Origin of the sequence: Burkholderia sp. SIMBA_051, from assembly GCF_046534915.1 — a bacterium.
GTDB lineage: Bacteria > Pseudomonadota > Gammaproteobacteria > Burkholderiales > Burkholderiaceae > Burkholderia > Burkholderia ambifaria.
Genome location: NZ_JAWRXS010000015.1, coordinates 133,744 through 159,976, shown reverse-complemented (window position 1 = coordinate 159,976; position 26,233 = coordinate 133,744). Strand labels below are relative to the sequence as shown.

Genomic DNA, 26,233 nt, shown 5'->3' with positions numbered 1-26,233 from the left:
AGCCGTTGCAAGCGCGGGACCCACACGCAAACGTATTTTTCGTCGGCCTTATGGGAGCGGGTAAGACCACCGTGGGCCGTGCGGTCGCGCGCCGGCTCGACAGGACGTTCTTCGACTCCGACCACGAAATCGAGGCCCGCACGGGTGCGCGCATTCCGGTGATCTTCGAGATGGAGGGCGAGGCCGGCTTTCGCGACCGCGAATCGCAGGTGATCGCCGATCTCACGCAGCGCGAGAACATCGTGCTCGCGACGGGCGGCGGCGCGGTGCTGCGCGCCGAAAATCGCGATTGCCTGAAAGGCCACGGCATCGTCATCTATCTGCGCGCCAATCCGCACGATCTGTGGCTGCGCACGCGCAAGGACAAGAACCGCCCGCTGTTGCAGACCGGCGATCCGAAGGCGCGTCTCGAAGCGCTCTACGAAGTGCGCGACCCGCTGTACCGCGAATGCGCGGACTTCATCATCGAGACCGGCCGTCCGTCGGTCAACGGCCTCGTCAACATGGTGCTGATGCAACTCGAACTCGCAGGCGTCATCGCCAAGCCGCTACAAGCATGATTACCGTCAACGTCGACCTGGGCGAGCGCGCCTACCCGATTCACATTGGTGCCGGCCTGATCGGCCGCACCGACCTGTTCGCCCCTCATATCACCGGTTCGTCGGTCACGATCGTCACGAACACGACGGTCGATCCGCTCTACGGCGACGCGCTGCGCGCGGCGCTCGCGCCGCTCGGCAAGCGCGTATCGACGGTCGTGCTGCCTGACGGCGAGGCCTACAAGAACTGGGAAACGCTGAACCTGATCTTCGACGGCCTGCTGACCGAGCGCGCCGACCGCAAGACGACGCTCGTCGCACTCGGCGGCGGGGTGATCGGCGACATGACCGGCTTCGCCGCCGCGTGCTACATGCGCGGCGTGCCGTTCATCCAGGTGCCGACGACGCTGCTGTCGCAGGTCGATTCGTCGGTCGGCGGCAAGACCGGCATCAACCATCCGCTCGGCAAGAACATGATCGGCGCGTTCTACCAGCCGCAGGCGGTGATCGCCGATATCGGCGCGCTGACCACGCTGCCCGATCGCGAGCTGGCGGCCGGCGTGGCCGAGGTCATCAAGACGGGCGCGATCGCCGATGCGGAATTCTTCGACTGGATCGAGGCGAACGTCGACGCGCTGAACCGCCGCGAGCCGGCCGCGCTCGCGCATGCCGTGAAGCGCTCGTGCGAGATCAAGGCGAGCGTGGTCGCGGCCGACGAACGCGAAGGCGGCCTGCGCGCGATCCTGAACTTCGGCCATACGTTCGGCCATGCGATCGAGGCCGGGCTCGGCTATGGCGAATGGCTGCACGGCGAAGCGGTCGGCTGCGGGATGGTGATGGCGGCCGATCTGTCGGTGCGGCTCGGCCTCTTCGACGAAGCGTCGCGGCAGCGGCTCGATGCCGTGATTGCCGCCGCGCACTTGCCGGTGCGCGGGCCGGCACTCGGCGATGCGCGCTACATGGACCTGATGCGTGTCGACAAGAAGGCCGAAGCCGGCGCGATCAAGTTCATCCTGCTGAAGCGATTCGGCGATACGCTGATCACCCAGGCGCCCGACGAAGCGGTGTTCGCTACACTGGCGCAGACGACCCGGTAACGGCGCCCCGGATGCCCCGGCGCCACTGACATGGAGCAGACGTGAGCGAGACATCCAGCAGCAAACTGCCCGAGGCCGGCCGCGCATCCGTCGCGACGCTGGTCGAGCCGCCGACGCTGGCGGCGCTGGAAGCCCATCTCGCTCCGTATGCCGCCCACGCGTCGCAGTCTCGCGGCCGCCGCCATCCGGAAACGCCGCCGGCGGCGCGCACCGAATTCCAGCGCGACCGCGACCGCATCGTTCATTCGACCGCGTTTCGCCGGCTCGAATACAAGACGCAGGTCTTCGTCAATCACGAAGGCGACCTGTTCCGCACGCGCCTCACGCACAGCCTCGAAGTCGCGCAGATCGCCCGCTCGGTCGCGCGCAACCTGCGCCTGAACGAGGATCTCGTCGAAGCGATCTCGCTCGCGCACGATCTCGGCCATACGCCGTTCGGCCATGCCGGGCAGGACGCGCTGAATGCATGCATGCGCGAGCACGGCGGCTTCGAGCACAACCTGCAGAGCCTGGCCGTCGTCGACGAGCTCGAGGAGCATTACGGCGCATTCAACGGCCTGAACCTGTGTTTCGAGACGCGCGAAGGCATCCTCAAGCACTGCTCGCGCGAGAATGCGCGCAAGCTCGGCGCGCTCGGCGAACGGTTCCTGCAAGGGCGCCAGCCGTCGCTGGAGGCGCAACTCGCGAATATCGCGGACGAAATCGCATACAACAACCATGACGTCGACGACGGCCTGCGCTCGGGCCTCATCACGATCGGGCAGCTCGCCGAAGTCGAGCTCTGGCAGCGCCACTACGAGGCCGCGCTGGCGGAGTTCCCGCATCTCGAAGGCCGCCGCCTCGTGCACGAGACGGTGCGCCGCATCATCAACACGCTGATCGTCGACCTGATCGACGAGACCACGCGCAATCTCATGCGCGTCGCGCCCGCGTCGCTCGACGACGTGCGCGCGGCGCCGCCGCTCGTCGCGCACAGCGAAGCGGTCGCCGCGCAGGCCGCCGCCCTCAAGCGTTTCCTGTTCAAGAACCTGTACCGCCATTACAAGGTGATGCGCATGGCGAACAAGGCGCAGCGCGTCGTCACCGGGCTGTTCGACGCGTTCATCGACGATCCGCGCCTGCTGCCGCCGCCGTACCAGTCGGACGACGAAGCGCAGCAGCCGCGCCTCGTCGCGCACTACATCGCCGGCATGACCGACCGCTTCGCGCTGAAGGAATACCAGCGCCTGTTCGTCGTCAACGACAACTGACTGTCACAAACGATCACTAGACTTCGCCGGTTCAATGGCGACGGGAATGTTGCACACGCTGTTGGTAACGTTTTCATAGGAGAGGTCGATGAAGAAGAAGCCTGCGGGGACCACGATTCGCTCGATCGCGCTTGGCGGCGCGCTGATGTTCGGTGTGCAGCATGCGGCGTTCGCCGCGACGGAGATCCAGTTCTGGCATGCGATGGAGTCGGCGCTCGGCGAGCGCGTGAACGAGCTCGCCACGCAGTTCAACGCATCGCAGAGCGACTACAAGATCGTGCCGGTCTTCAAGGGCACTTACGACCAGGCGCTCGCGGCGGGCATCGCCGCCTATCGCAGCGGCAACGCGCCGGCGATCCTGCAGGTCTATGAAGTCGGCACCGCGACGATGATGCAGGCGAAGAAGGCCGTCGTGCCCGTCTACGACGTGTTCAAGCAGGCCGGCGTGCCGCTCGACGAAAAGGCGTTCGTGCCGACCATCGCGAGCTACTACAGCGATGCGAAGACGGGCCATCTCGTGTCGATGCCGTTCAACAGCTCGACGCCGGTGCTGTACTACAACAAGGACGCGTTCAAGAAGGCCGGGCTCGATCCGAACCAGCCGCCGAAGACGTGGGCGGACGTGCAGGCCGATGCGGAGAAGCTGCGCAAGTCCGGGATGACCTGCGGCTTCACGACCGGCTGGCAGGGCTGGATCCAGCTCGAGAACTACAGCGTGTGGCACGCGCTGCCGTTCGCGAGCCGCAACAACGGCTTCGACGGCGCCGACGCGGTGCTCGAATTCAACAAGCCGCAGCAGATCGCCCACATCGCGTTCCTGCAGCAGATGCAGAAGGACGGCACGTTCACGTACGCGGGCCGCAAGGACGAAGCGTCGGCGAAGTTCTACAGCGGCGACTGCGGGATCCTGACGACGTCGTCGGGCGCGCTCGCGAACGTGCAGAAATTCGCGAAGTTCAGCTACGGCACGGGCATGATGCCGTACGACGCGAACGTGAAGGGCGCACCGCAGAACGCGATCATCGGCGGCGCGAGCCTGTGGGTGCTGGCCGGCAAGGATCCGGCGACCTACAAGGGCGTCGCGAAATTCCTCGCGTTCCTCGCCTCGCCGCCGGTCGCCGCGAAGTGGCACCAGGAAACGGGCTACCTGCCGGTCACGACGGCCGCGTACGACCTCACGCGCCAGCAGGGCTTCTATGCGAAGAACCCGAGCGCGGAAACCGCGATCAAGCAGATGTTGAACAAGCCGCCGCTGCCCTACACGAAGGGGCTGCGTCTGGGCAACATGCCGCAGATCCGCACGGTCGTCGACGAAGAGCTGGAGCAGGTCTGGGCGCAGAAGAAGTCGCCGAAGGACGCGCTCGACTCGGCCGCCTCGCGCGGCGACGAGCTGCTGCGCCGCTTCGAGAAGTCGGGCGGCTGATCCCGCATCGCGTCCGTACCGCCGGCCGCCGCCTCGCGCATGCGCGCGGGCCGGCGGCGCGGTTCCCTTTCCGTTTCGCCTGACCGGATGCCCGCGATGGAATCCCGTTCCCGTTTCGGCGCGAGCCTGCTGCCGTACCTGCTGATCGCGCCGCAGCTCGCGATTACCGCCGTGTTCTTCCTGTGGCCGGCCGGCGTCGCGCTGTGGCAGTCGACGCAGATGCAGGATGCGTTCGGCACGTCGAGCGAATTCGTCGGCTTCGCGAATTTCACGCACCTGTTCGCCGATCCGCTGTACCTCGACTCGTTCCGCACGACACTGGTGTTCAGCTCGCTCGTCACGGTCAGCGGGCTCGTCGTGTCGCTGGTGCTCGCCGCGTGCGCCGACCGCGTGATCCGCGGCGCGCGCGTGTACCGCACGCTGCTGATCTGGCCGTATGCGGTCGCGCCGACGATCGCCGCCGTGCTGTGGGCGTTCCTGTTCAACCCGAGCATCGGCCTCGTCACCTATGCGCTCGCAAAGGGCGGCATTGTCTGGAATCACGCGCTGAACGGCAGCCAGGCGATGTTCCTCGTCGTGCTCGCGTCGGTGTGGAAGCAGGTGAGCTACAACTTCCTGTTCTTCTATGCGGGGCTGCAGGCGATTCCGCGCTCGCTGATCGAGGCGGCGGCGATCGACGGCGCCGGGCCGGTGCGGCGTTTCTTCAACATCGTGCTGCCGCTGCTGTCGCCGACGAGTTTCTTCCTGCTCGTCGTGAACCTCGTCTACGCGTTCTTCGACACGTTCCCGGTGATCGACGCGGCCACCGCGGGCGGCCCCGCGCAAAGCACCAAGACGCTGATCTACAAGATCTTCACGGAAGGCTTCCAGGGGCTCGACATCGGCAGTTCGGGCGCGCAGTCGGTCGTGCTGATGATCATCGTCGTCGGGCTCACGGTGATCCAGTTCCGCTTCGTCGAACGCAGGGTGCAATACGCATGATCGAAAATCGCAAGGGTTTCGACCTGTTCTGCCACGCGGTGCTGGTCGCGGGCGTCGTGGCGATCGTGTTCCCCGTCTACGTCGCATTCTGCGCGGCGACGATGAACGCGCAGGAAGTGTTCACGATCCCGCTGTCGCTGGTGCCGAGCACGCACCTGCTGGAGAACATCGCGTACATTTGGGGGCACGGCAGCGGCGGCACGACCGCGCCGTTCGGCCGGCTGCTCGTCAACAGCTTCGTGATGGCGCTCGGGATCGCGGTCGGCAAGATCGCGGTGTCCATCCTGTCCGCGTACGCGATCGTCTATTTCCGCTTCCCGTTCCGCAACACGGCGTTCTGGCTGATCTTCATCACGCTGATGCTGCCGGTCGAGGTGCGGATCTTCCCGACCGTGCAGGTGGTGTCGACGCTGCACCTGACGAACGCCTACGCGGGGCTCACGCTGCCGCTGATCGCGTCGGCGACGGCGACGTTCCTGTTCCGCCAGTTCTTCATGACGCTGCCCGACGAGCTGATGGACGCCGCGCGCATCGACGGCGCGGGGCCGATGCGCTTCTTCTGGGACGTCGTGCTGCCGCTGTCGAAGACGACCATCGCGGCGCTGTTCGTGATCACCTTCATCTACGGCTGGAACCAGTATCTGTGGCCGATCCTGATCACGACGGAGGCGTCGCTGTCGACGGCGGTGGTGGGCATCAAGACGATGATCGCGAGTGGCGACGCCGCGACCGAATGGCAATACGTGATGGCGGCGACGCTGCTGGCGATGATTCCGCCGCTCGTCGTCGTGCTGGCGATGCAGCGCTGGTTCGTGCGCGGCCTCGTCGATTCCGAGAAATGAACACGGACGGCAACCGGGAGAAGGACCAAGTATGGCTGCGCTGAGCTTGAAGGGCGTCAGGAAATCCTACGACGGCAAGCAGCACGTGCTGCACGGCATCGACGTGGAGATCGCCGACGGCGAATTCGTCGTGCTGGTCGGCCCGTCGGGCTGCGGCAAGTCGACGCTGCTGCGGATGATCGCGGGGCTCGAGACGGTGACGGACGGCGAGATCGCGATCGGCGACCGCGTGGTCAACGCGCTGGAGCCGAAGGATCGCGACATCGCGATGGTGTTTCAGAACTACGCGCTCTATCCGCACATGACGGTCGCGCAGAACATGGGCTACGGGCTGAAGATTCGCGGCATCGAGCGCGCGACGATCGACTCGCGGGTAGCCGCGGCCGCGAAGATCCTCGAACTCGAGCCGCTGCTCGCGCGGCGCCCGCGCGAACTGTCGGGCGGCCAGCGGCAGCGCGTCGCGATGGGGCGTGCGATCGTGCGCGAGCCGTCGGTGTTCCTGTTCGACGAGCCGCTGTCGAACCTCGATGCGAAGCTGCGCGTGCAGATGCGGCTCGAGATCCAGCGGCTGCATGCGCGGCTCGCGACGACGAGCGTGTACGTGACGCACGACCAGATCGAGGCGATGACGCTCGCGCAGCGCGTGATCGTGATGAACCGCGGCTATGCGGAGCAGATCGGCGCGCCGGTCGACGTGTACGAGAAGCCGGAGACGGTGTTCGTCGCGGGCTTCATCGGCTCCCCGGCGATGAACCTGATGCATGGTCGGCTGTCCGAGGATGGCGCGACCTTTGCGGTCGCGGGCGGCGGTCCGGCGCTGCCGGTCGCCGGCGCGCCCGGCATCGGCACCACGATCGCCACCGGGCGCGACTGGGTGCTCGGCGTGCGCCCGGAGCACATGACGCCGCAGCCGGGCGTCGCGCAGGCATCGTTGCCGGTCGATTCGTGCGAGCTGCTCGGCGCGGACAACCTCGCGCACGGCCGCTGGGGCAACCACGACGTCGTGGTACGCCTGCCGCACGCGGATCGTCCCGCGCGCGGCACGGCGCTGGGCGCCGCGCTGCCCTCGCACCGGCTGCATTTCTTCGATCCCGAGACCGGCAAGCGTGCCGGCTGACCCTGACGAACCCGCTGCGAGGCGCACGATGACTTCCCGTACCGACTGGCCCTATCCGCGCGTGGTCGCCCATCGCGGCGGCGGCACGCTTGCGCCGGAGAACACGCTTGCAGCGCTCGACGAGGGCGCGCGGCGCGGGCACCGGATGGTCGAGTTCGACGCGAAGCTGTCAGCCGACGACGTGACGTTCCTGCTCCACGACGACACGGTCGACCGCACGTCGAACGGCCGCGGGCCGGCGGCGGGCATGCGTTATGCAGCGCTGGCCGCGCTCGACGCCGGCGCGTGGTTCGACGCGCGCTTCGCGGGCGAGCGGATGCCGACGCTCGAGGCGGCGGCGGCGCGCTGCATCGCCCACGGGCTGGCCGCGAATGTCGAGATCAAGCCGTGCCCGGGGCGCGAGCGCGAAACCGGGCAGCGCGTGGCGGCCGACGCGGCTGCGTATTGGCACGGCGCGGCGGTGCCGCCGCTGCTGTCGTCGTTTTCGTTCGATGCGCTGCAACAGGCGCGCGCGACCGCGCCGGCGCTGCCGCGCGGGATGCTCTACGAAGCCGTGCCGGACGACTGGCATGCGCAGGTCGTCAGGGCGCTCGGCTGCGTTTCGTTGCATGCAGACCACAAACGGCTCGACGAACCGCTCGTGCGGGCGATCAAGGCGGCCGGGCTGCGCATCCTGGTCTACACGGTCAACGACCTCGAACGGGCGCGCGAACTCGTGCGCTGGGGCGTCGACGCGGTCTGCACGGACCGGATCGACCTGATCGGCCCGACGGCACTCGACGACCTCGTATAGCGCCGCGCACCCCGGGCAAAATTCTGTCCGGGAACCTGCGTGACGCGAAAAAACGACGCCCCGACGGGATTCCCGCCGGGGCGTTTTGCATCGTGGAGACGTTACGTCGGGAAAAATCCGCTACAAATTGCAGCAGGATTAACCATTCCCCAAATATTCGACTACGCTTAGAAGCGGTAGCCGACGTTCAGGTACGTGACGATCGGGTTCAGCGAGATCTTCGCTTTCGACGTTTCGGTCAGGGTGCCGACCGGCGTTCTGCGGGCCGTCGTGAAGGTGGCGGTCACGCTGACCGGGATGTACGAGATCGACAGGCCCCCGAACCAATGCTTCGTGAAGTTGTACGTGAAGCCGGCATTGAGCACGGGCGCCCACTGGTTGCTGGTCGTCGCGCTGGTCGGGCCGCCGAGCACGCCGTTCTCGAAGCTGCTGTTCGTGATCTTTGCGCCGGTGAACCAGACATACGTCGCGCCGACGCCGAGATACGGACGGAACTTCGCGTTGGCGTCGTTGAAGTGGTAGCGAAGCAACAGGGCGGGGCTCCACTGGTACGCACGGCCGAGTACGCCGAAGTTTTCGAACCGACCCTTGCCGGTGATGTCGAACTTCGGCGGTATCCCCATGACGAGCTCGGTGGAGATGTGGTCGGTAACGAAGTAGCCCGCGGCGAGGCCGAGCGTATCGGCGTCGTTGATGCCGGCGCCCGTATTGGGAATCGATTGGTTGATGGGCGTGCCGCCGACGCGGTAGACGAACAGCGGGTCGCTGCTGTCCTGCGGCGACAGGTGCAGCCAGCCGGTGCTGACGTAGAAGTCACCTGCGGATTGTGCGTGTGCCGGGCCGCCCGCAAATGCGAATGCGAGCGCTGCGGCCCCCGTAATGGCCAGTTTTCGTTTCATTGTGTCTCCTCCGATCAAAGGCGTGCTCATTATGACGACTGCGTTTAAAACCAAACAAGCTCGCAAGTTAGAGCTTTCTCCCTAGGATTCGCACGACCGTACGCTTCCGCGCCCCGTAGGGACAGGCATTCTACGCAGGTGCGCACTTTCGGACCTTCGGGTATTTCCTAACGCGTTCAAACGGACATTCAGCATGGCACGGTTAGCACGACTCTACGTTCCCGACCAGCCGCAGCACGTGATACTGCGCGGCCTGGATCAGCAACCCGCGTTCGTCGACGACCAGGACTACGAACTCTTCATCGATTGCCTGAAGGCCGCGGCACGCGATCACCATCTTTCGGTGCATGCCTATGTGTTGCTCCCGCGTCAGGTGCAACTCCTCGTGACGCCGAGCGACGAGGCGAGCCTGCCGAAGGCGATGCAGGCGGTCGGCCGCCGCTACGTCGCGCATTTCAACCGGCGCTATTCGCGTCGCGGCACCCTGTGGGAAGGCCGCTATCGGGCGACCGTGATCGAAGGCGAGCGCTATTTCCTGCTCGCGAGCCGCGTGGTCGAGATGAGTCCGGTGCGCGCGCAGCTCGTCGCGACGCCCGACGCCTATCGCTGGTCGAGCTACCGGCACCACGTCGGGCTCACCGTCGACAGCCTGATCACCGACCATCCGCTCTACTGGGCGCTCGGCAACACGCCGTTCGACCGGCAGCGTGCGTACAAGGAGCTGTGCGAACAGCCGCTCGACGAGCGGCAGGCCGATCAGCTTCAACAAGCGACGCTGAAGGGCTGGGTGCTCGGCGGCGAGAATTACCGCGAGTGGGCGGCCCGCACCGCGAATCGTCGCGTGTCGCCGCTGCCGCGTGGACGCCCCAGAAAGGTGCGTGAAAACACGCCGCCCATCCAGCAATAGCGCGGGACAGGCGGATCACGAGGCGGCGCCGCGGGCGCCGCTTCTTTTTGCACCAAAACGATACGGCCCCAATAAAAGAGCACCAGATCAGCGCGCGGCTTTAATTGGGGTTCGATCAAGCGGTTTTTGTTGCTATTCCTTTGATTCGTCGCGTATATTCCGAATTCCGGTGGCCCGGGTGAAGCTCGCCCAACCACTGTCGGCCGTGCCGTCTCCCGTCGGGAGCGGGATCGACGGCAACAAAAAAATGGTTCAACGGCCCTCGAGGCCCCCTTTACGACGGTGTCCCCATGAACGACCACCAGAAGCCGCTCGCCGCGGTGCCCGCCGCACAAGGTCTGTACGACCCGCAAAACGAACACGACGCCTGCGGCGTCGGCTTCGTCGCTCACATCAAGGGCAAGAAGTGCCACGAGATCATTCAGCAGGGTCTGAAGATCCTCGAGAACCTCGATCACCGCGGCGCGGTGGGTGCCGATCCGCTGATGGGCGACGGCGCCGGCATCCTGATCCAGATTCCGGACGCGTTCTATCGCGAGGAAATGTCGAAGCAGGGCGTGACGCTGCCGCCGGCCGGCGAATACGGGGTCGGGATGATCTTCCTGCCGAAGGAAAACGCATCGCGTCTCGCGTGCGAGCAGGAGCTCGAGCGGACAGTGCGGGCCGAGGGGCAGGTCGTGCTCGGCTGGCGCGACGTGCCGGTCGACCATGCGATGCCGATCTCGCCGACGGTAAAGGCGAGCGAGCCGCTGATCCGCCAGATCTTCATCGGCCGCGGCAAGGACATCATGGTGACGGACGCGCTCGAGCGGAAGCTGTACGTGATCCGCAAGACCGCGAGCCACCGCATCCAGGCGCTGAAGCTCAAGCACGGCAAGGAATACTTCGTGCCGTCGATGTCGGCGCGCACGGTCGTCTACAAGGGGCTGCTGCTGGCAGGCCAGGTCGGCGTGTATTACCGCGACCTGCAGGATGTGCGCGTCGTGTCGGCGCTCGCACTCGTGCACCAGCGCTTCTCGACCAACACGTTCCCGGCATGGGAACTCGCTCACCCGTACCGGATGATCGCGCACAACGGCGAGATCAACACCGTGAAGGGCAACGTGAACTGGCTGAACGCGCGTACCGGCGCGATCGCATCGCACGTGCTCGGCGACGACCTCCCGAAGCTCTGGCCGCTGATCTACCCGGGCCAGTCGGACACCGCGTCGTTCGACAACTGTCTCGAACTGCTGGTGATGGCCGGCTACCCGCTCGTGCACGCGGTGATGATGATGATCCCGGAAGCGTGGGAACAGCACACGCTGATGGACGACAACCGCCGCGCGTTCTACGAATACCACGCCGCGATGATGGAGCCGTGGGACGGCCCCGCCGCGATCGCGTTCACCGACGGCCGCCAGATCGGCGCGACGCTCGACCGTAACGGCCTGCGCCCGGCGCGCTACATCGTCACGGACGACGACCTCGTCATCATGGCGTCGGAAGCCGGCACGCTGCCGATCCCCGAATCGAAGATCGTCAAGAAGTGGCGCCTGCAGCCGGGCAAGATGTTCCTGATCGACATGGAACACGGCCGCATCATCGACGACAAGGAGCTCAAGGACAACCTCGCGAACGCGAAGCCGTACAAGAGCTGGATCGACGCCGTGCGCATCAAGCTCGACGAGATCGAGCCGAAGGCCGAGGACGTCGCGGCCGGCCGCACGCAGGGCGCCGCGCTGCTCGACCGCCAGCAGGCGTTCGGCTATACGCAGGAAGACCTGAAGTTCCTGATGGCGCCGATGGCGCAGCAGGGTGAGGAGGCCGTCGGTTCGATGGGCAACGACTCGCCGCTCGCGGTGATGTCGAACAAGAACAAGACGCTCTATCACTACTTCAAGCAGCTGTTCGCGCAGGTCACGAACCCGCCGATCGACCCGATCCGCGAAAACATGGTCATGTCGCTCGTGTCGTTCATCGGCCCGAAGCCGAACCTGCTCGACACGAACAACATCAACCCGCCGATGCGTCTCGAAGTGTCGCAGCCGGTGCTCGACTTCAAGGACATCGCGAAGATCCGCGCGATCGACCAGTACACGGGCGGCAAGTTCAGCGCATACGAGCTGAACATCTGCTACCCGGTCGCATGGGGCAAGGAAGGCATCGAGGCACGCCTCGCGTCGCTGTGCGCGGAAGCCGTCGACGCGGTCAAGTCGGGCTACAACATGCTGATCGTGTCGGACCGCAAGACGGACGCCGAACACGTCGCGATTCCGGCGCTGCTCGCCACGTCGGCGATCCATACGCACCTCGTCCAGCAAGGGCTGCGCACGAGCACGGGCCTCGTCGTCGAGACGGGCTCGGCACGTGAGACGCACCATTTCGCGCTGCTCGCGGGCTACGGCGCGGAAGCCGTGCACCCGTACCTCGCGATGGAAACGCTCGCGCAGATGGCCGAAGGCCTGCCGGGCGACCTGTCGCCGGAAAAGGCCGTCTACAACTTCACGAAGGCGGTCGGCAAGGGTCTGCAGAAGGTGATGTCGAAGATGGGCATCTCGACGTACATGTCGTACACCGGCGCGCAGATCTTCGAAGCGCTCGGCCTGTCGAGCGACCTCGTCGAGAAGTACTTCAAGGGCACGGCGTCGAAGGTCGGCGGCATCGGCCTGTTCGAAGTCGCGGAAGAGGCGATCCGCCTGCACCGCGATGCGTTCGGCGACAACCCGGTCCTGCGCGACATGCTCGACGCGGGCGGCGAGTACGCGTACCGCGTGCGCGGCGAAGACCACATGTGGACGCCGGACTCGATCGCGAAGCTCCAGCACGCGACGCGCAGCAACTCGTACCAGACGTACAAGGAATACGCGCACCTGATCAACGACCAGACCAAGCGTCACATGACGTTCCGCGGCCTGTTCGAGTTCAAGGTCGAGCCGACCAAGGCGATCCCGATCGACGACGTCGAGTCGGCGAAGGACATCGTCAAGCGCTTCGCGACGGGCGCGATGTCGCTCGGTTCGATCAGCACCGAAGCGCACGCGACGCTCGCGATCGCGATGAACCGGATCGGCGGCAAGTCGAACACCGGCGAAGGCGGCGAGGACGAGAAGCGTTATCGCAACGAGCTGCGCGGCATTCCGATCAAGTCGGGCGAGACGCTGAAGTCGGTGATCGGCGACGAGATCGTCAGCGACATCGCGCTGAAGGACGGCGATTCGCTGCGCTCGAAGATCAAGCAGGTCGCGTCGGGCCGCTTCGGCGTCACCGCCGAGTACCTCGCATCGGCCGATCAGATCCAGATCAAGATGGCGCAGGGCGCGAAGCCGGGCGAAGGCGGCCAGCTGCCGGGCCACAAGGTGTCGGAATACATCGGCAAGCTGCGCTACTCGGTGCCGGGCGTCGGCCTGATCTCGCCGCCGCCGCACCACGACATCTACTCGATCGAGGATCTGGCGCAGCTGATCCACGACCTGAAGAACGTGAACCCGAGCTCGAGCATCTCGGTGAAGCTCGTGTCGGAAGTGGGCGTCGGCACGGTTGCGGCCGGTGTCGCGAAGGCGAAGGCCGATCACGTCGTGATCGCGGGCCACGACGGCGGCACGGGCGCATCGCCGCTGTCGTCGGTCAAGCATGCGGGCACGCCGTGGGAACTCGGCCTGGCCGAAACGCAGCAGACGCTGGTGCTGAACCGCCTGCGCGGCCGGATCCGCGTGCAGGCCGACGGCCAGATGAAGACGGGTCGCGACGTCGTGATCGGCGCGCTGCTCGGCGCGGACGAATTCGGCTTCGCGACGGCACCGCTCGTCGTCGAAGGCTGCATCATGATGCGCAAGTGCCACCTGAACACGTGCCCGGTCGGCGTCGCGACGCAGGATCCGGTGCTGCGTGCGAAGTTCAAGGGCCAGCCCGAGCACGTCGTGAACTACTTCTTCTTCGTCGCTGAAGAAGTGCGCGAGATCATGGCGCAGCTCGGCATCGCGAAGTTCGACGACCTGATCGGCCGCGCCGACCTGCTCGATACGCGCAAGGGCGTCGAGCACTGGAAGGCGAAGGGCCTCGACTTCTCGCGCGTGTTCTACCAGCCGGAGGAGTGCGAGGAAGTCGCGCGGCGTCACGTCGACGTGCAGGATCACGGGCTCGAACGCGCGCTCGACCACGTGCTGATCGAGAAGGCGAAGGCCGCGATCGAGAACGGCGAGCATGTGTCGTTCATCCAGCCGGTGCGCAACGTGAACCGTACCGTCGGCGCGATGCTGTCGGGCGTGATCGCGAAGAAGCACGGCCACGACGGCCTGGCCGACGACGCGGTGCACATCCAGCTGAAGGGCACGGCCGGCCAGAGCTTCGGCGCGTTCCTCGCGAAGGGCGTGACGCTCGACCTCGTCGGCGACGGCAACGACTACGTCGGCAAGGGCCTGTCGGGCGGCCGGATCATCATCCGTCCGACCAACGACTTCCGCGGCAAGTCCGAGGAAAACATCATCTGCGGCAACACGGTGATGTACGGCGCGATCGAAGGCGAGGCGTTCTTCCGCGGCGTCGCGGGCGAGCGCTTCTGCGTGCGCAACTCGGGTGCGACGGCGGTCGTCGAAGGCACGGGCGACCACGGTTGCGAATACATGACGGGCGGCACGGTCGTCGTGCTCGGCGAAACCGGGCGCAACTTCGCGGCCGGCATGTCGGGCGGCCTCGCGTACATCTACGATCCGGAAGGCACGTTCGCGGCGAAGTGCAACAAGTCGATGGTCGCACTCGATCCGGTGCTGCAGCAGGCCGAGCAGGAGCGTACGGTCGACCGCGCGCTCTGGCATGCAGGCATGACGGACGAAGCGCTGCTCAAGGGGCTCGTCGAGCGTCATTTCCAGTTCACGGGTTCGCCGCGCGCGAAGTCGCTGCTGGAAAACTGGGACGCGGCGCGCCGCCAGTTCGTGAAGGTGTTCCCGCACGAATACAAGCGCGCGCTGGGCGAGATCGGTGCGAAGAAGGCGGCGAAGGAAGTGCTGGCCGCCTGAGCGACGAACGACATAGCGAATGCCGCGCGCGCATGACTGCCGCGCGCGGCTCCCCCACCCGATACACCGAACAGAAGAGCACCTTATGGGCAAGGCAACCGGTTTTCTGGAGTTCGAACGCCGCCACGAGGCGTACGAAGCACCGCTCACGCGCGTGAAGCACTACAAGGAATTCGTCGCGGCGCTGACCGACGCGGACGCGAAGGTCCAGGGCGCGCGCTGCATGGATTGCGGCATCCCGTTCTGCAACAACGGCTGCCCGGTCAACAACATCATCCCGGACTTCAACGATCTCGTTTACCGCCAGGACTGGCAGCAGGCGATCGAAGTCCTGCATTCGACCAACAACTTCCCCGAGTTCACGGGCCGCATCTGCCCGGCGCCGTGCGAGGCAGCGTGCACGCTCGGCATCAACGACGATCCGGTCGGCATCAAGTCGATCGAGCACGCGATCATCGACAAGGCTTGGGCGGAAGGCTGGGTGAAGCCGCTGCCGCCCGAGCACAAGACCGGCAAGACGGTCGCGGTCGTCGGTTCGGGCCCCGCGGGCCTCGCCGTCGCGCAGCAGCTCGCGCGTGCGGGCCACGACGTGACGGTGTTCGAGAAGAACGACCGCATCGGCGGCCTGCTGCGTTACGGGATCCCCGACTTCAAGCTCGAGAAGTGGCTGATCGATCGCCGCATGCGCCAGATGGAAGCGGAAGGCGTGACGTTCCGCACCAGCGTGTTCATCGGCAAGGATCCGCTGCCCGAGTCGATCGGCAGCCTCGCGAAGGAAACCATTTCGCCGGAGCAGCTGAAGGAAGAATTCGACGCGGTCGTGATCGCGGGCGGTTCGGAGACGCCGCGCGACCTGCCGGTGCCGGGCCGCGAGCTCGCCGGCGTCCATTTCGCGATGGACTTCCTGCCGCAGCAGAACCGCGTGAACGCGGGCGACAAGCTCGTCGACCAGCTGCTCGCGAAGGGCAAGCACGTGATCGTGATCGGCGGCGGCGATACGGGTTCGGACTGCGTCGGCACGTCGAACCGTCACGGCGCGAAGCAGGTCACGCAGTTCGAGCTGCTGCCGCAGCCGCCGGAAGAGGAAAACAAGCCGCTCGTGTGGCCGTACTGGCCGATCAAGCTGCGCACGTCGTCGTCGCACGAAGAAGGCTGCGAGCGTGACTGGGCGGTCGCGACGAAGCGTCTCGAAGGCAAGAACGGCAAGGTCGAGAAGCTGATCGCGGTGCGCGTCGAGTGGAAGGACGGCAAGATGCAGGAAGTGCCGGGCTCCGAGTTCGAGATGAAGGCCGACCTGGTGCTGCTCGCGATGGGCTTCACGCAGCCGGCAGCCACCGTGCTCGAGGCGTTCGGCGTCGCGAAGGATGCGCGCGGCAACGCGCGTGCGGCAACCGAAGGCGATCGCTCGTACTACACGTCGGTCGACAAGGTGTTCGTGGCCGGCGACATGCGTCGCGGGCAGTCGCTCGTCGTCTGGGCGATCCGCGAAGGCCGCCAGTGCGCGCGCTCGGTCGACGCGTATCTGATGGGGCATTCGAACCTGCCGCGATAAGCGCGGTTCGCGGGCCACTGCCGTACCAGCCGGGCGTCCGAAAGGGCGCCCGGTTTTTTTATGGCCGGCGTGTGGAGGTGTCGCAGGCGTCGGCCGTCGATGCCCCCGGCCGTGCGGGTTTGCGGCGGCTCCGACTCCTCATCATCTCCCCGAAGCGTCGCCTAACCTGATCACATCAGACGTTGATTTTCCCCGATCCCGTTTCCTTTCAATTCGTAATAATCCTTGGAAACTGTCATATCATGTCGCCCCTCCGGCAGCGTTCGCGCGACCGCCGAATATGACTTATCCCATTTACAAGGATTCTGGATGGAAGCATTCGTGCAAGGGCTGATCGATGCCGTCAACGGTGTGCTGTGGAACTACGTGCTGATCGCGCTGCTGCTCGGCGTGGGCGCGTGGTTCACGCTGCGGTTCCGGATGATCCAGCTGAAGGCGCTGCTCCTCAGCATGAAGCTGGTCGGCAGCAAGGGCGAGCCGGGCAGCATCTCGTCGTTCCAGGCGTTCGCGACCGGCCTCGCGAGCCGCGTGGGCACCGGCAACATCGCGGGGGTCGCGGTCGCACTGACGGTCGGCGGGCCGGGCGCGATCTTCTGGATGTGGATGACGGCGCTCGTCGGCATGTCGTCCGCGTTCGTCGAGGCGACGCTCGCGCAGATCTTCAAGGTGTCGCATCCGGACGGCAGCTATCGCGGCGGCCCCGCTTACTACATCCAGACAGGCCTGCGCTCGCGCGGCTTCGGCGTGCTGTTCTCGCTGTCGCTGATCCTCGCGTTCGGCTTCGTGTTCAACGCGGTGCAGGCCAATGCGATCGCCGATGCGTTTCACACGTCGTTCGGCTGGCGCCCCGAGACGGTCGGCCTCGGCCTCGTGTTGCTCACCGCGCCGCTCATCTTCGGCGGCATTCGCCGCATCGCGTCGGTCGCGCAGGTGATCGTGCCGGTGATGGCGATCGGCTACCTCGGGCTGGCCGTCTACGCGGTCGCGACACACGCGGCGCTGGTGCCGGGCGTGCTCGCGCTGATCGTGAAGAGTGCGTTCGGGCTCGAGCAGGCGGCGGGCGGCCTGACCGGCTATGCGGTCAGCCAGGCAGTCGCGATGGGCGTGAAACGCGGGCTGTTCTCGAACGAAGCCGGCATGGGTAGCGCGCCGAACGCGGCCGCGACCGCGAGCGTGCGGCATCCGGTCGTGCAGGGGCTGATCCAGATGCTCGGCGTATTCGTCGACACGATCGTGATCTGCAGCGCGACCGCGTTCGTGATCCTGCTGTCGGGCCAGTACGAGCTCGGCACCGGCATGGAAGGCGCGGCGCTCACGCAGCGCGCGATCGCGAGCCACGTCGGCGGTTGGGGCGGCATCTACATGGCCGTCGCGATCTTCTTTTTCGCGTACTCGTCGGTGATCGGCAACTACGCGTATGCGGAAGGCAACGTCGAGTTCATCACGAAGCGGCGCGGCGTGCTGCCGCTGTTCCGCATCGCGGTGCTGGGGATGGTGATGTTCGGCAGCGTCGGGCAACTGCCGCTGGTGTGGGCGATGGCCGATACGAGCATGGGGCTGATGGCGATCATCAACCTGGTCGCGATTCTCGCGCTCGGCAAGTATGCGCATGCCGCGTGGCGCGACTATCGCCACCAGCGCGCGCAGGGCATTGCCGAACCGGTGTTCACGCGCGACACGATTCCCGAGCTCGCACGCGTGCTGCCGGCCGACGTGTGGGGCGAGCACGGCCCGTTGCCGCTGCGTCCGGTTTCGGCCGATGCGGTGGACGACGTGGTGGCCGAGGCCCGCGTCGCGGTGCGCGAGTCATGAACGGCGACCGGCTCCGTGCGTTCGTCGCGCTGATGCCCGATACGGCATCGCGCGACGCGCTGCACGCGCTGCCGGTCACGCGCGGCGCACGGCGCACGCTGCCCGCGCAACTGCACGTGACGCTTGCGTTCATCGGCGCGATCGAACGCGCACGGTGCGACGCGCTGGCCGAGCGGCTGCCGGCGCTCGCGAGCGCGCATGCGCTGCCGTTGCAGCGGGTCGAGCGGATCGCGTGGTGGCCGAGCCTGCCGCGCGCGCGGTTGATCGTCGCGGAACTCGCCGCCGATCCCGCCTGTGCGGCGTTGAATGCCGATTTATCCGCGCTGTTGCGCGACCTGGGCGTGCCGGCCGACCGCCGGCCGTTCCGGCCGCATGTGACGCTCGCGCGGCTGCCGCGCGATGCTGACGGACAGCCCGCGCACGGCGGCGCGACCGGCCGGCCGGTCGCGGTGCGCTTCGTCGCGCTGACGCTGTTCGAAAGCCGGCTGTCGCACGACGGTGTGTCGCATGTGCCGATCGTGTCGGTGCCGATCGGGCGGGCGTAGCGGGAAGGGGGCAGGACGAACGAGAGAAGGCCGGCGCGTGCGCCGGCCTTTTGCTTTTGCGCTTACGCGGCGACCTTGTCGGTATCGGTCACGCGCTCGACGTTGATCATGCCGACGTGGAACGCGGCCAGCGACTCGCGGTGGGCGATGCTGACGATCGCAGCCTTCGGCAGCCGTTCGGCGAACAGGTGATAGAGCCGCGCTTCGTTGTCCGCGTCGAGCGCGCTCGTCGCTTCGTCGAGGAACAGGAAGTCCGGCTTGTGCAGCAGCACGCGCGCGCCGGCGAGACGCTGCTGTTCGCCGGGCGACAGCACGCGCGTCCAGTGGCCGGTTTCGTCGAGGCGCCCGACGTAGTCTTCGAGGCGGCATGCGCGCAGCGCGTCGCGGCACGCGTCGTCGGTGAACGCGTCGGGCGCGGCCGGATAGGTGAGCGCGGCCTTCAGCGTGCCGATCGGCAAGTAGCTCGTCTGCGGCACGAACATCATCCGCGCGCCGACCGGCGCGTCGATCGCGCCGTCGCCGAACGGCCACAGGCCAGCAAGCGCGCGCATGAACGTGCTCTTGCCGGAACCCGACTTGCCGATCACGAGCCAGCGCGAGCCGGGTTCGATCGTCAGGCTGCCGATGTTCGCGAGCGCGGTGCCGTTCGGCAGCGCGAGCTTCAGCGACGATGTGGACAGCTTCGCGGCATCGACGTAGTGCAGGTTGATGCCGCCGTGCTCGGTTGCCGGCGACAGGCTTTCCTTCAGGTGCGACGTTCCCATCACGCGCTTGAATTCACGCAGACGGTTGACGGTTGCGCGCCATTCGACGAGGGTCGAGTAACTGTTGATGAACCACGAGAACGAATCGCTGACGGTGCCGAACGCGGACGAGATCTGCATCAGCACGCCGAACGAGAACGCGCCCGCGAAATAGCGCGGCGCGGCGACGACGAGCGGGAAGATGATCGCGATCTGCCCGTAGAAGCTCAGCACGAACGTGAGGCGCTTCGTGTACTTCATCACGCGCCACCAGTTGTCGCGAATGCGCATGAACAGGCTCTGCGCGTTGCGGGTCTCGGTTTTCTCGCCGTCGTAGAACGCGATCTGCTCGGCGTTCTCGCGCACGCGGATCAGCCCGAAGCGGAAATCGGCCTCGACGCGCTGCTGCTGGTAGTTGATCGACACGAGCGGGTGGCCGACCTTCTGGATGATCAGCGAGCCGATCACCGCGTACAGCGCGGCCGCCCACACCATGTAGCCGGGGATCGTGATCGGCGTCGCGCCGAGCGAGAGCGTCAGCGCGCCGGCGAGCGACCACAGGATCGTAATGAACGACACGAGCGTGACGACCGTCGACAGCAGGTCGAGCGACAGCGCGAGCGTCGTCGTCGCGAACGACTGGAGGTCGTCGGTGATCCGCTGATCGGGGTTGTCGGCGAGGCGGTCGCGTTCGATCCGGTAGAACGCGCGATCGCCGAGCCACTGGCCGAGAAAGCGGTCGGTGAGCCACTGGCGCCAGCGGAACCCGAGCATCTGCCGCAGGTAGCGGCCGTACACCGCGAGGATGATGAAGCCGAACGCGAGTGCCGAGAACTGCATCAGCAGGTTCGGGAAGTCGTGGACGTCCTTCGACTGCAGCGCGTTGTAGAACTGCGCGTTCCACTTGTTCAGCTTGACGTTGATCCAGACGACGCAGAGATTGATCACGATGATCGTGACGAGCAATCCCCACGCGGTTTTCCATTCGGACGACACCCAGTAGGGCTTGATGAGGCTCCATGCGGATACCGGGCGCTCGTCCTGCGGCGCGTCTGAGGCGGAGCGGACGGGATCGATCGATTGGGTCATGTGCTTCCTGATGAGTAGCCGGCGCGCGGGCCGGGCGAAGCCGGGCGCGCGCCGCGATAAGGCATGCCGGGGCGCGGCGCCGACTGACGGCGGGCGCACGGATGGTCGCCCGCGCGTCTTAAACGGCGCTTAAGGGCCGGCGGTGACGCGGCAACCGGCCGCTCGCGCGGCCGGCCTGCGGGCATTGTGCCAGAGCGGCGCTGCGCGACGGCGAATTTGCCGCAAGGGGGACAGTTTGCGGCGCTTTCCGCTTTTATGGTCTAATGGCCGACGACGAAACAGGGGTGCTTCGAGCGCGGCCGACGGTTCATTCCGGGCGACGCGGCGAGGCTGAGAAAGACCCTTCGCACCCGATCCGGGTAATACCGGCGAGGGAAGTTTCTGATCCCGCCGGGCCGCGCTGGCCGCCATCCCACATGGTCAGCGCCCGAGTCCCGCCCGGCCGGCCTTTGCTGCCGGTTTCGTCCTTTTGGGTACGCGCGTTGCGCGTTACGGAAGGAATGATGACCGCTCAATCTTCAGTCTTTTGCGCTGTTCCCGATCCGCTGTCGTGTGCGTTCGCACAGGGCGGCGCGCGCACGTCGACGTCCGTCGCACGGGCCTGCGCGGTTTGCGGGGAGGGCGCGCGATGAACGTCCACGCTTCACGACCGGATTTCGCGGTGCTCGGCGGCGGCCTCGTCGGCCGTCTGATCGCGTGGCGGCTCGCGGGCGACGGGCATCGCGTCGCGCTGTACGAGCGCGGCGGCCCGGACGGCGAGCAGTCGGCCGCGTGGATCGCGGCCGCGATGCTCGCGCCGCTCGCCGAGGCGGCGAGCGCCGAGCTGCTGATCACCGAGCTCGGCGTCGCATCACTCGCGCGCTGGCCGCAGTGGCTCGCGGAACTGCCCGAACCGGTGTTCTTCCAGCATCACGGCACGCTCGTCGTCTGGCATCACGCGGATCGGGCGGAGGCGCCGCTGTTCGAGCGGCGCGTGCGCGCGAACACGCCGGCCGAGCTGTTCGACGGCGGCTTCGTGACGCTGGCCGGCGCGCAGGTCGACGCGGCCGAGCCCGCGCTCGCGGGGCGCTTCGCGCGCGGGCTGCTGCTGCCGCGCGAAGGGCAGCTCGACAACCGGCAGGCGCTGCGCGCGCTGGCGGCGGGCCTCGCGCAGCGCGGCGTCGAGCTGCACTGGCACGCGACGATCGACGACGCGAACCGGCCCGACGCACATTTCACGATCGACTGCCGTGGCCTCGGCGCGAAAGCCGCGCTGCCCGCGCTGCGCGGCATCCGCGGCGAAGTCGCGCGGGTGCACGCGCCGGGCATCGGGCTCACGCGGCCCGTGCGGCTGTTGCATCCGCGCTATCCGCTGTACATCGCGCCGAAGCAGGACGACCTGTACGTGATCGGCGCGACCGAGGTGGAGGGCGAGGACATGTCTCCCGTCAGCGTGCGCTCCGCGCTCGAACTGCTGAGCGCGGCGTTCTCCGTGCACCCGGCGTTCGGCGAGGCGCGCATCCTCGAACTGAATGCGCAGTGCCGCCCGACGCTGCCCGACCACCGCCCGGCGGTGATCTGGGACGGCGCGACGACGCTCGCCGTCAACGGCCTGTACCGGCACGGCTTCATGATCGCGCCGGAAGTCGCGCATGCGGCGGTCGCGTTCGCGCAGGCCGCGCTCGGCGGCGCGTTCTCCGATGCCGATGCGTTCACCGCGTGGCGCGATGCCGCGCGCTGGCCGGCGCTCCTTCATCACCGCGACGACGCGCGCCAGCCGGCCTGATGCGCGCCGCCGACCGAATTCGATCAAGCCTCATGGATATCCAGATCAACCAACAGACCCTGACGCTGCCCGACGGCGCGACGGTGGCCGACGCGCTCGTCGCGTTCGGCGCGCGTCCGCCGTACGCGGTCGCGCTGAACGGCAATTTCGTCGCGCGCACGCAGCATGCGGCGCGCGCGCTCGCGACGGGCGACAAGCTCGACGTGGTGCACCCCGTCGCGGGCGGCTGAGCGCCGCCGGTTCGCCCCCGCTCTTCCAGGAAAACGACATGACGTCCCTCACTTCCGCCGACGCGCTGACGCTGTACGGTGAAACCTTCGCAAGCCGCGTGCTGCTCGGCACGTCGCGCTATCCGTCGCTGCAGTCGCTGTCCGATTCGATCGCCGCGTCGCGTCCGGGAATGGTCACGGTCGCGCTGCGCCGCCAGATGACGGGCGGCACCGCCGAAGCCGGCTTCTTCGACCTGCTCAAGCGTCACGCGGTGCCGCTGCTGCCGAACACGGCCGGTTGCCAGACCGTCGCCGAGGCGGTGACGACCGCGCACATGGCGCGCGAGGTCTTCGAGACCGACTGGATCAAGCTCGAGCTGATCGGCGACGACTACACGCTGCAGCCCGACCCGGTCGGGCTGATCGAGGCGGCCGCGCAGCTGGTCAAGGACGGCTTCAAGGTGCTGCCGTACTGCACCGAGGATCTCGTGATCGGCCGGCGCCTGCTCGACGTCGGCTGCGAGGCGCTGATGCCGTGGGGCGCGCCGATCGGCACCGGCAAGGGCGTCGTGAACCCGTACGGGCTGCGCGTGCTGCGCGAGCGGCTGCCGGACGTGCCGCTGATCGTCGACGCCGGGCTCGGCGTGCCGTCGCATGCGTGCCAGGTGATGGAGTGGGGCTTCGACGGCGTGCTGCTGAACACGGCCGTGTCGCAGGCCACGCATCCGGAGATCATGGCGCGCGCGTTCGCGCAGGGCGTCGAGGCCGGCCGTGCGGCCTACCTCGCCGGGCCGATGGATGCGCGCGAGACCGCGCACGCGAGCACGCCGGTCGTCGGGATGCCGTTCTGGCACCAGGACGGGGGCGGCGCATGAGCGCGCGTTTCGCCGATGCGTTCTGGCCGCCGGCCGACGAGCTGGCCGAAGCGGCCGAGCGGATTCGCGCCCGCCTGGGCGACTGGCCGGCCGGCACGACGCCGTGGCGGCTGTGCGTCGCGGCGCCCGACGTGCCGGTCGACGGCGACGTGCTGATCGTGTCGGCCGGCGACCATGCCGCGCAGGCGCGCGCGTCGGCGGCATCGCGCCCCGCGGCGCCGGATGCGGTCGCGATCGAGTTCGACGAACACGGCGCGACGTTGCATGCCGCGGGCGTGCGCCATGCGCTGGAAGCCGCGCATCCGCTCGGCGACGACTGGATCGCGGCACTCGCCGCATTCCTCGATTGTGGTTTCGCGCCGATCGACGCGCTGGTGCTGGCGCTCGCGTGGCGTGACGGCGACGAAACGCGCGGCGCGGATGCGTGGCCGGTCGACGCCGCGCGATTTCCGCGCGTCGCCGGCCTGGCCGCCGCGCCGGAGCCCGCATTTCCGCCGTGCCCCGCGCAACTCGGCCTCTATCCGGTCGTCCCCGACGCCGAATGGGTCGAGCGCGTGCTCGATTGCGGCGCGCGGACCGTGCAGCTGCGCGTGAAAGACGCGGACCCTGCCGCGTTGCGCGCTGAAATCGCGCGTGCGGTCGCGGCGGGGCGCCGCTATCCCGATGCGCGCGTGTTCATCAACGATCACTGGCAGATCGCGGTAGAAGAAGGGGCGTACGGCGTACATCTAGGTCAGGAAGACCTGGAGACGGCCGATCTGGCCGCGATCGCGCGCGCCGGCCTGCGGCTCGGGCTGTCGAGCCACGGCTATTACGAAATGTTGCGGGCGTTGCACGAGCGGCCGAGCTATCTCGCGCTCGGCCCCGTGTACGCGACCGCGACCAAGGCGGTTGCGGCGCCGCCGCAGGGACTCGCGCGGATCGCCCGCTATGCGCGCTTCGCGGGCGCGCGGGCGCCGCTCGTCGCGATCGGCGGCGTGGGCCTCGACGCGTTGCCCGACGTGCTCGCGACGGGTGTCGGCAGCGTCGCGGTCGTCAGTGCGATCACGGGCGCTAGCGATTATCGGGCGGCGGTTGTTGCGTTGCAGCAATGTTTTGCCCGACAATTTGACAATCATTGACCGCAGGGCCTGGAACGCCGTCACGACATCATTCCAATGCAGGCCCTATAATTCGGCGTTCTGCGTTAAAGGACTGTCCGCTCCGTGAGCCCCACTCCTACCGAGACTCTGCTGGAACTTCGCGACGTCGACTTTGGCTATGGCGAGCGCCTCGTCCTGTCGAACCTGAACCTGCGCTTCGGGCGCGGCCAGGTCGTCGCTGTCATGGGCGGGTCGGGCTGCGGCAAGACGACCGTGCTGCGCCTGATCGGCGGCCTGGTGCGTGCAAGCCGCGGCCAGGTGCTGTTCGACGGCGCCGACGTCGGCGCGCAGACGCGCGACGGCCTGTACGCGCTGCGCCGCAAGATGGGCATGCTGTTTCAGTTCGGCGCGCTGTTCACCGACATGTCGGTGTTCGAGAACGTCGCGTTCGCGCTGCGCGAACACACCGACCTGCCCGAAGACCTGGTCCGCGACCTCGTGCTGATGAAGCTCAACGCGGTCGGGCTGCGCGGCGCGCGCGACTTGATGCCGTCCGAGGTGTCGGGCGGGATGGCGCGCCGTATCGCGCTCGCGCGCGCGATCGCGCTCGATCCGCAGCTCATCATGTACGACGAGCCGTTCGCGGGCCTCGATCCGATCTCGCTCGGCATCACCGCGAACCTGATCCGCACGCTGAACCAGGCGCTCGGCGCGACGTCGATCCTCGTCACGCACGATGTGCCGGAATCCTTCGCGATCGCCGATTACGTGTATTTTCTGGCCAACGGCGGCGTGCTCGCGCAGGGGACGCCCGCCGAGCTGCGCGCGTCCACCGAGCCGAGCGTGCGGCAGTTCATCGACGGCGCGCCGGACGGCCCGTTCAAATTTCATTACACGAGCCCGCCGCTGGCAGCGGATTTCGGGCTCGGCGGAGGGCGCGCATGATCAGCGCGATCGGACGTTACGTCATCGGCGGCCTCGAGCGCGCGGGCTACGGCACGCGGCTGTTCGTGCGCCTCGTGCTGGAATTCTTCCCGCTGCTGCGCCGGCCGCGGCTCGTCACGAAGCAGATCCACTTCCTCGGCAACTATTCGTTCGTGATCATTGCCGTGTCGGGCCTGTTCGTCGGCTTCGTGCTCGGTCTGCAGGGCTACTACACGCTGAACCGCTACGGGTCCGAGCAGGCGCTCGGCCTGCTGGTCGCGCTGTCGCTCGTGCGCGAGCTCGGCCCGGTCGTGACCGCGCTGCTGTTCGCCGGCCGCGCGGGCACGTCGCTCACGGCCGAGATCGGCCTGATGAAGGCCGGCGAGCAGCTCACCGCGCTCGAGATGATGGCCGTCGACCCGATCAAGACGGTGATCGCGCCGCGCCTGTGGGCCGGCATCATCGCGATGCCGCTGCTCGCCGCGATCTTCAACGCGGTCGGCGTGCTCGGCGGGTATTTCGTCGGCGTCGTGCTGATCGGCGTCGATCCGGGCGCGTTCTGGTCGCAGATGCAGGGCGGGGTCCAGGTGTGGGCCGACGTCGGCAACGGCGTGATCAAGAGCATCGTGTTCGGGTTCGCCGTGACCTTCATTGCACTGTTTCAAGGGTATGAAGCGAAGCCCACGCCCGAGGGCGTGTCGCGCGCGACGACCAAGACGGTCGTATTCGCGTCGCTCGCCGTACTCGGCCTCGATTTCCTGCTGACCGCGCTGATGTTCAGCTAAGCCTCAGCCA

21 protein-coding genes and 1 riboswitch are annotated in these 26,233 nt (G+C 67.3%); of the genes, 19 read left to right on the top strand and 2 right to left on the bottom strand.

Annotated elements, in window-relative coordinates; all coding sequences use genetic code 11:
• Positions 1-5 precede the first annotated feature (5 nt).
• The 8 genes from SB771_RS30105 (at position 6) to ugpQ (ending at position 8,042) form a co-directional block, all read left to right on the top strand.
• The gene (locus SB771_RS30105) at positions 6-560 is read left to right on the top strand and encodes a shikimate kinase (RefSeq protein WP_011655776.1); all 555 of its coding nucleotides are present in this window, start codon (positions 6-8) and stop codon (positions 558-560) included.
• Positions 557-1,636 carry a 3-dehydroquinate synthase gene (aroB, locus tag SB771_RS30100; RefSeq protein WP_175661884.1) on the top strand — a complete coding sequence of 360 codons (1,080 nt, stop codon included), beginning with the start codon at positions 557-559 and terminating at the stop codon, positions 1,634-1,636. The genes SB771_RS30105 and aroB overlap by 4 nt, the downstream gene beginning before the upstream one ends.
• A 65-nt stretch (positions 1,637-1,701) precedes the next feature.
• Positions 1,702-2,886, top strand: a complete 1,185-nt coding sequence (locus tag SB771_RS30095) for a deoxyguanosinetriphosphate triphosphohydrolase (RefSeq protein WP_085963048.1) — start codon at positions 1,702-1,704, stop codon at positions 2,884-2,886.
• Positions 2,887-2,974: 88 nt separating this feature from the next.
• Complete coding sequence (gene ugpB, locus SB771_RS30090) at positions 2,975-4,309, top strand: sn-glycerol-3-phosphate ABC transporter substrate-binding protein UgpB (RefSeq protein WP_105834639.1); 1,335 nt, start codon at positions 2,975-2,977, stop codon at positions 4,307-4,309.
• A 96-nt stretch (positions 4,310-4,405) separates the two neighbouring features.
• Positions 4,406-5,290 carry a sn-glycerol-3-phosphate ABC transporter permease UgpA gene (gene ugpA / locus SB771_RS30085; protein ID WP_175661885.1) on the top strand — a complete coding sequence of 295 codons (885 nt, stop codon included), beginning with the start codon at positions 4,406-4,408 and terminating at the stop codon, positions 5,288-5,290.
• Positions 5,287-6,132 carry a sn-glycerol-3-phosphate ABC transporter permease UgpE gene (gene ugpE, locus SB771_RS30080; protein WP_011655781.1) on the top strand — a complete coding sequence of 282 codons (846 nt, stop codon included), beginning with the start codon at positions 5,287-5,289 and terminating at the stop codon, positions 6,130-6,132. Before ugpA ends, ugpE begins: the two co-directional genes overlap by 4 nt.
• Positions 6,133-6,163: 31 nt before the next feature.
• The gene (locus tag SB771_RS30075) at positions 6,164-7,249 is read left to right on the top strand and encodes a sn-glycerol-3-phosphate import ATP-binding protein UgpC (protein WP_175661886.1); all 1,086 of its coding nucleotides are present in this window, start codon (positions 6,164-6,166) and stop codon (positions 7,247-7,249) included.
• A 28-nt stretch (positions 7,250-7,277) separates the two neighbouring features.
• Positions 7,278-8,042, top strand: a complete 765-nt coding sequence (gene ugpQ / locus SB771_RS30070; protein WP_175661887.1) for a glycerophosphodiester phosphodiesterase — start codon at positions 7,278-7,280, stop codon at positions 8,040-8,042.
• Between the two features lie 167 nt (positions 8,043-8,209).
• Here ugpQ and SB771_RS30065 read toward each other — a convergent pair whose 3' ends face one another.
• Positions 8,210-8,941, bottom strand: coding sequence for an OmpW/AlkL family protein (locus tag SB771_RS30065; protein ID WP_011655784.1), 732 nt, complete (start codon positions 8,939-8,941; stop codon positions 8,210-8,212).
• Between the two features lie 193 nt (positions 8,942-9,134).
• On the opposite strand from SB771_RS30065, the gene SB771_RS30060 reads away from it, so the two are divergent.
• The 5 genes from SB771_RS30060 to thpR all read left to right on the top strand — a co-directional run bounded on the left by SB771_RS30060 (position 9,135) and on the right by thpR (position 18,751).
• On the top strand, positions 9,135-9,848 hold the full coding sequence (locus SB771_RS30060) for a transposase (RefSeq protein ID WP_006752972.1): 714 nt from the start codon (positions 9,135-9,137) through the stop codon (positions 9,846-9,848).
• 290 nt (positions 9,849-10,138) lie between these two features.
• Complete coding sequence (locus SB771_RS30055) at positions 10,139-14,842, top strand: glutamate synthase-related protein (protein WP_410721838.1); 4,704 nt, start codon at positions 10,139-10,141, stop codon at positions 14,840-14,842.
• 85 nt (positions 14,843-14,927) lie between these two features.
• The gene (locus SB771_RS30050) at positions 14,928-16,394 is read left to right on the top strand and encodes a glutamate synthase subunit beta (protein ID WP_175661889.1); all 1,467 of its coding nucleotides are present in this window, start codon (positions 14,928-14,930) and stop codon (positions 16,392-16,394) included.
• A 309-nt stretch (positions 16,395-16,703) separates the two neighbouring features.
• The gene (locus SB771_RS30045) at positions 16,704-18,206 is read left to right on the top strand and encodes an alanine/glycine:cation symporter family protein (RefSeq protein ID WP_175661890.1); all 1,503 of its coding nucleotides are present in this window, start codon (positions 16,704-16,706) and stop codon (positions 18,204-18,206) included.
• Complete coding sequence (gene thpR, locus SB771_RS30040) at positions 18,203-18,751, top strand: RNA 2',3'-cyclic phosphodiesterase (protein WP_126227039.1); 549 nt, start codon at positions 18,203-18,205, stop codon at positions 18,749-18,751. The genes SB771_RS30045 and thpR overlap by 4 nt, the downstream gene beginning before the upstream one ends.
• A 62-nt stretch (positions 18,752-18,813) precedes the next feature.
• Here the strand turns inward: thpR and SB771_RS30035 are convergent, their stop codons facing one another.
• Positions 18,814-20,583, bottom strand: coding sequence for an ABC transporter ATP-binding protein/permease (locus SB771_RS30035; protein WP_175661891.1), 1,770 nt, complete (start codon positions 20,581-20,583; stop codon positions 18,814-18,816).
• Positions 20,584-20,853: 270 nt separating this feature from the next.
• A riboswitch (TPP riboswitch) is annotated at positions 20,854-20,977 on the top strand.
• A gap of 234 nt (positions 20,978-21,211) precedes the next feature.
• Between SB771_RS30035 and SB771_RS30030 the strand changes: the two genes are divergently transcribed.
• The 6 genes from SB771_RS30030 (at position 21,212) to mlaE (ending at position 26,223) form a co-directional block, all read left to right on the top strand.
• The gene (locus SB771_RS30030; protein ID WP_175661892.1) at positions 21,212-22,348 is read left to right on the top strand and encodes an FAD-dependent oxidoreductase; all 1,137 of its coding nucleotides are present in this window, start codon (positions 21,212-21,214) and stop codon (positions 22,346-22,348) included.
• A gap of 32 nt (positions 22,349-22,380) precedes the next feature.
• On the top strand, positions 22,381-22,578 hold the full coding sequence (thiS, locus tag SB771_RS30025) for a sulfur carrier protein ThiS (RefSeq protein WP_006762101.1): 198 nt from the start codon (positions 22,381-22,383) through the stop codon (positions 22,576-22,578).
• Between the two features lie 38 nt (positions 22,579-22,616).
• A complete protein-coding gene (locus SB771_RS30020; RefSeq protein ID WP_006755423.1) occupies positions 22,617-23,432 on the top strand; it encodes a thiazole synthase in 816 nt (271 codons plus the stop codon).
• Entirely contained in the window at positions 23,429-24,553 is a 1,125-nt protein-coding gene (gene thiE / locus SB771_RS30015) for a thiamine phosphate synthase (protein WP_175661893.1), read from the top strand. The genes SB771_RS30020 and thiE overlap by 4 nt, the downstream gene beginning before the upstream one ends.
• Positions 24,554-24,637: 84 nt before the next feature.
• Positions 24,638-25,459, top strand: a complete 822-nt coding sequence (locus SB771_RS30010; protein ID WP_011655795.1) for an ABC transporter ATP-binding protein — start codon at positions 24,638-24,640, stop codon at positions 25,457-25,459.
• On the top strand, positions 25,456-26,223 hold the full coding sequence (gene mlaE / locus SB771_RS30005; protein ID WP_011655796.1) for a lipid asymmetry maintenance ABC transporter permease subunit MlaE: 768 nt from the start codon (positions 25,456-25,458) through the stop codon (positions 26,221-26,223). The genes SB771_RS30010 and mlaE overlap by 4 nt, the downstream gene beginning before the upstream one ends.
• Positions 26,224-26,233: the final 10 nt, after the last annotated feature.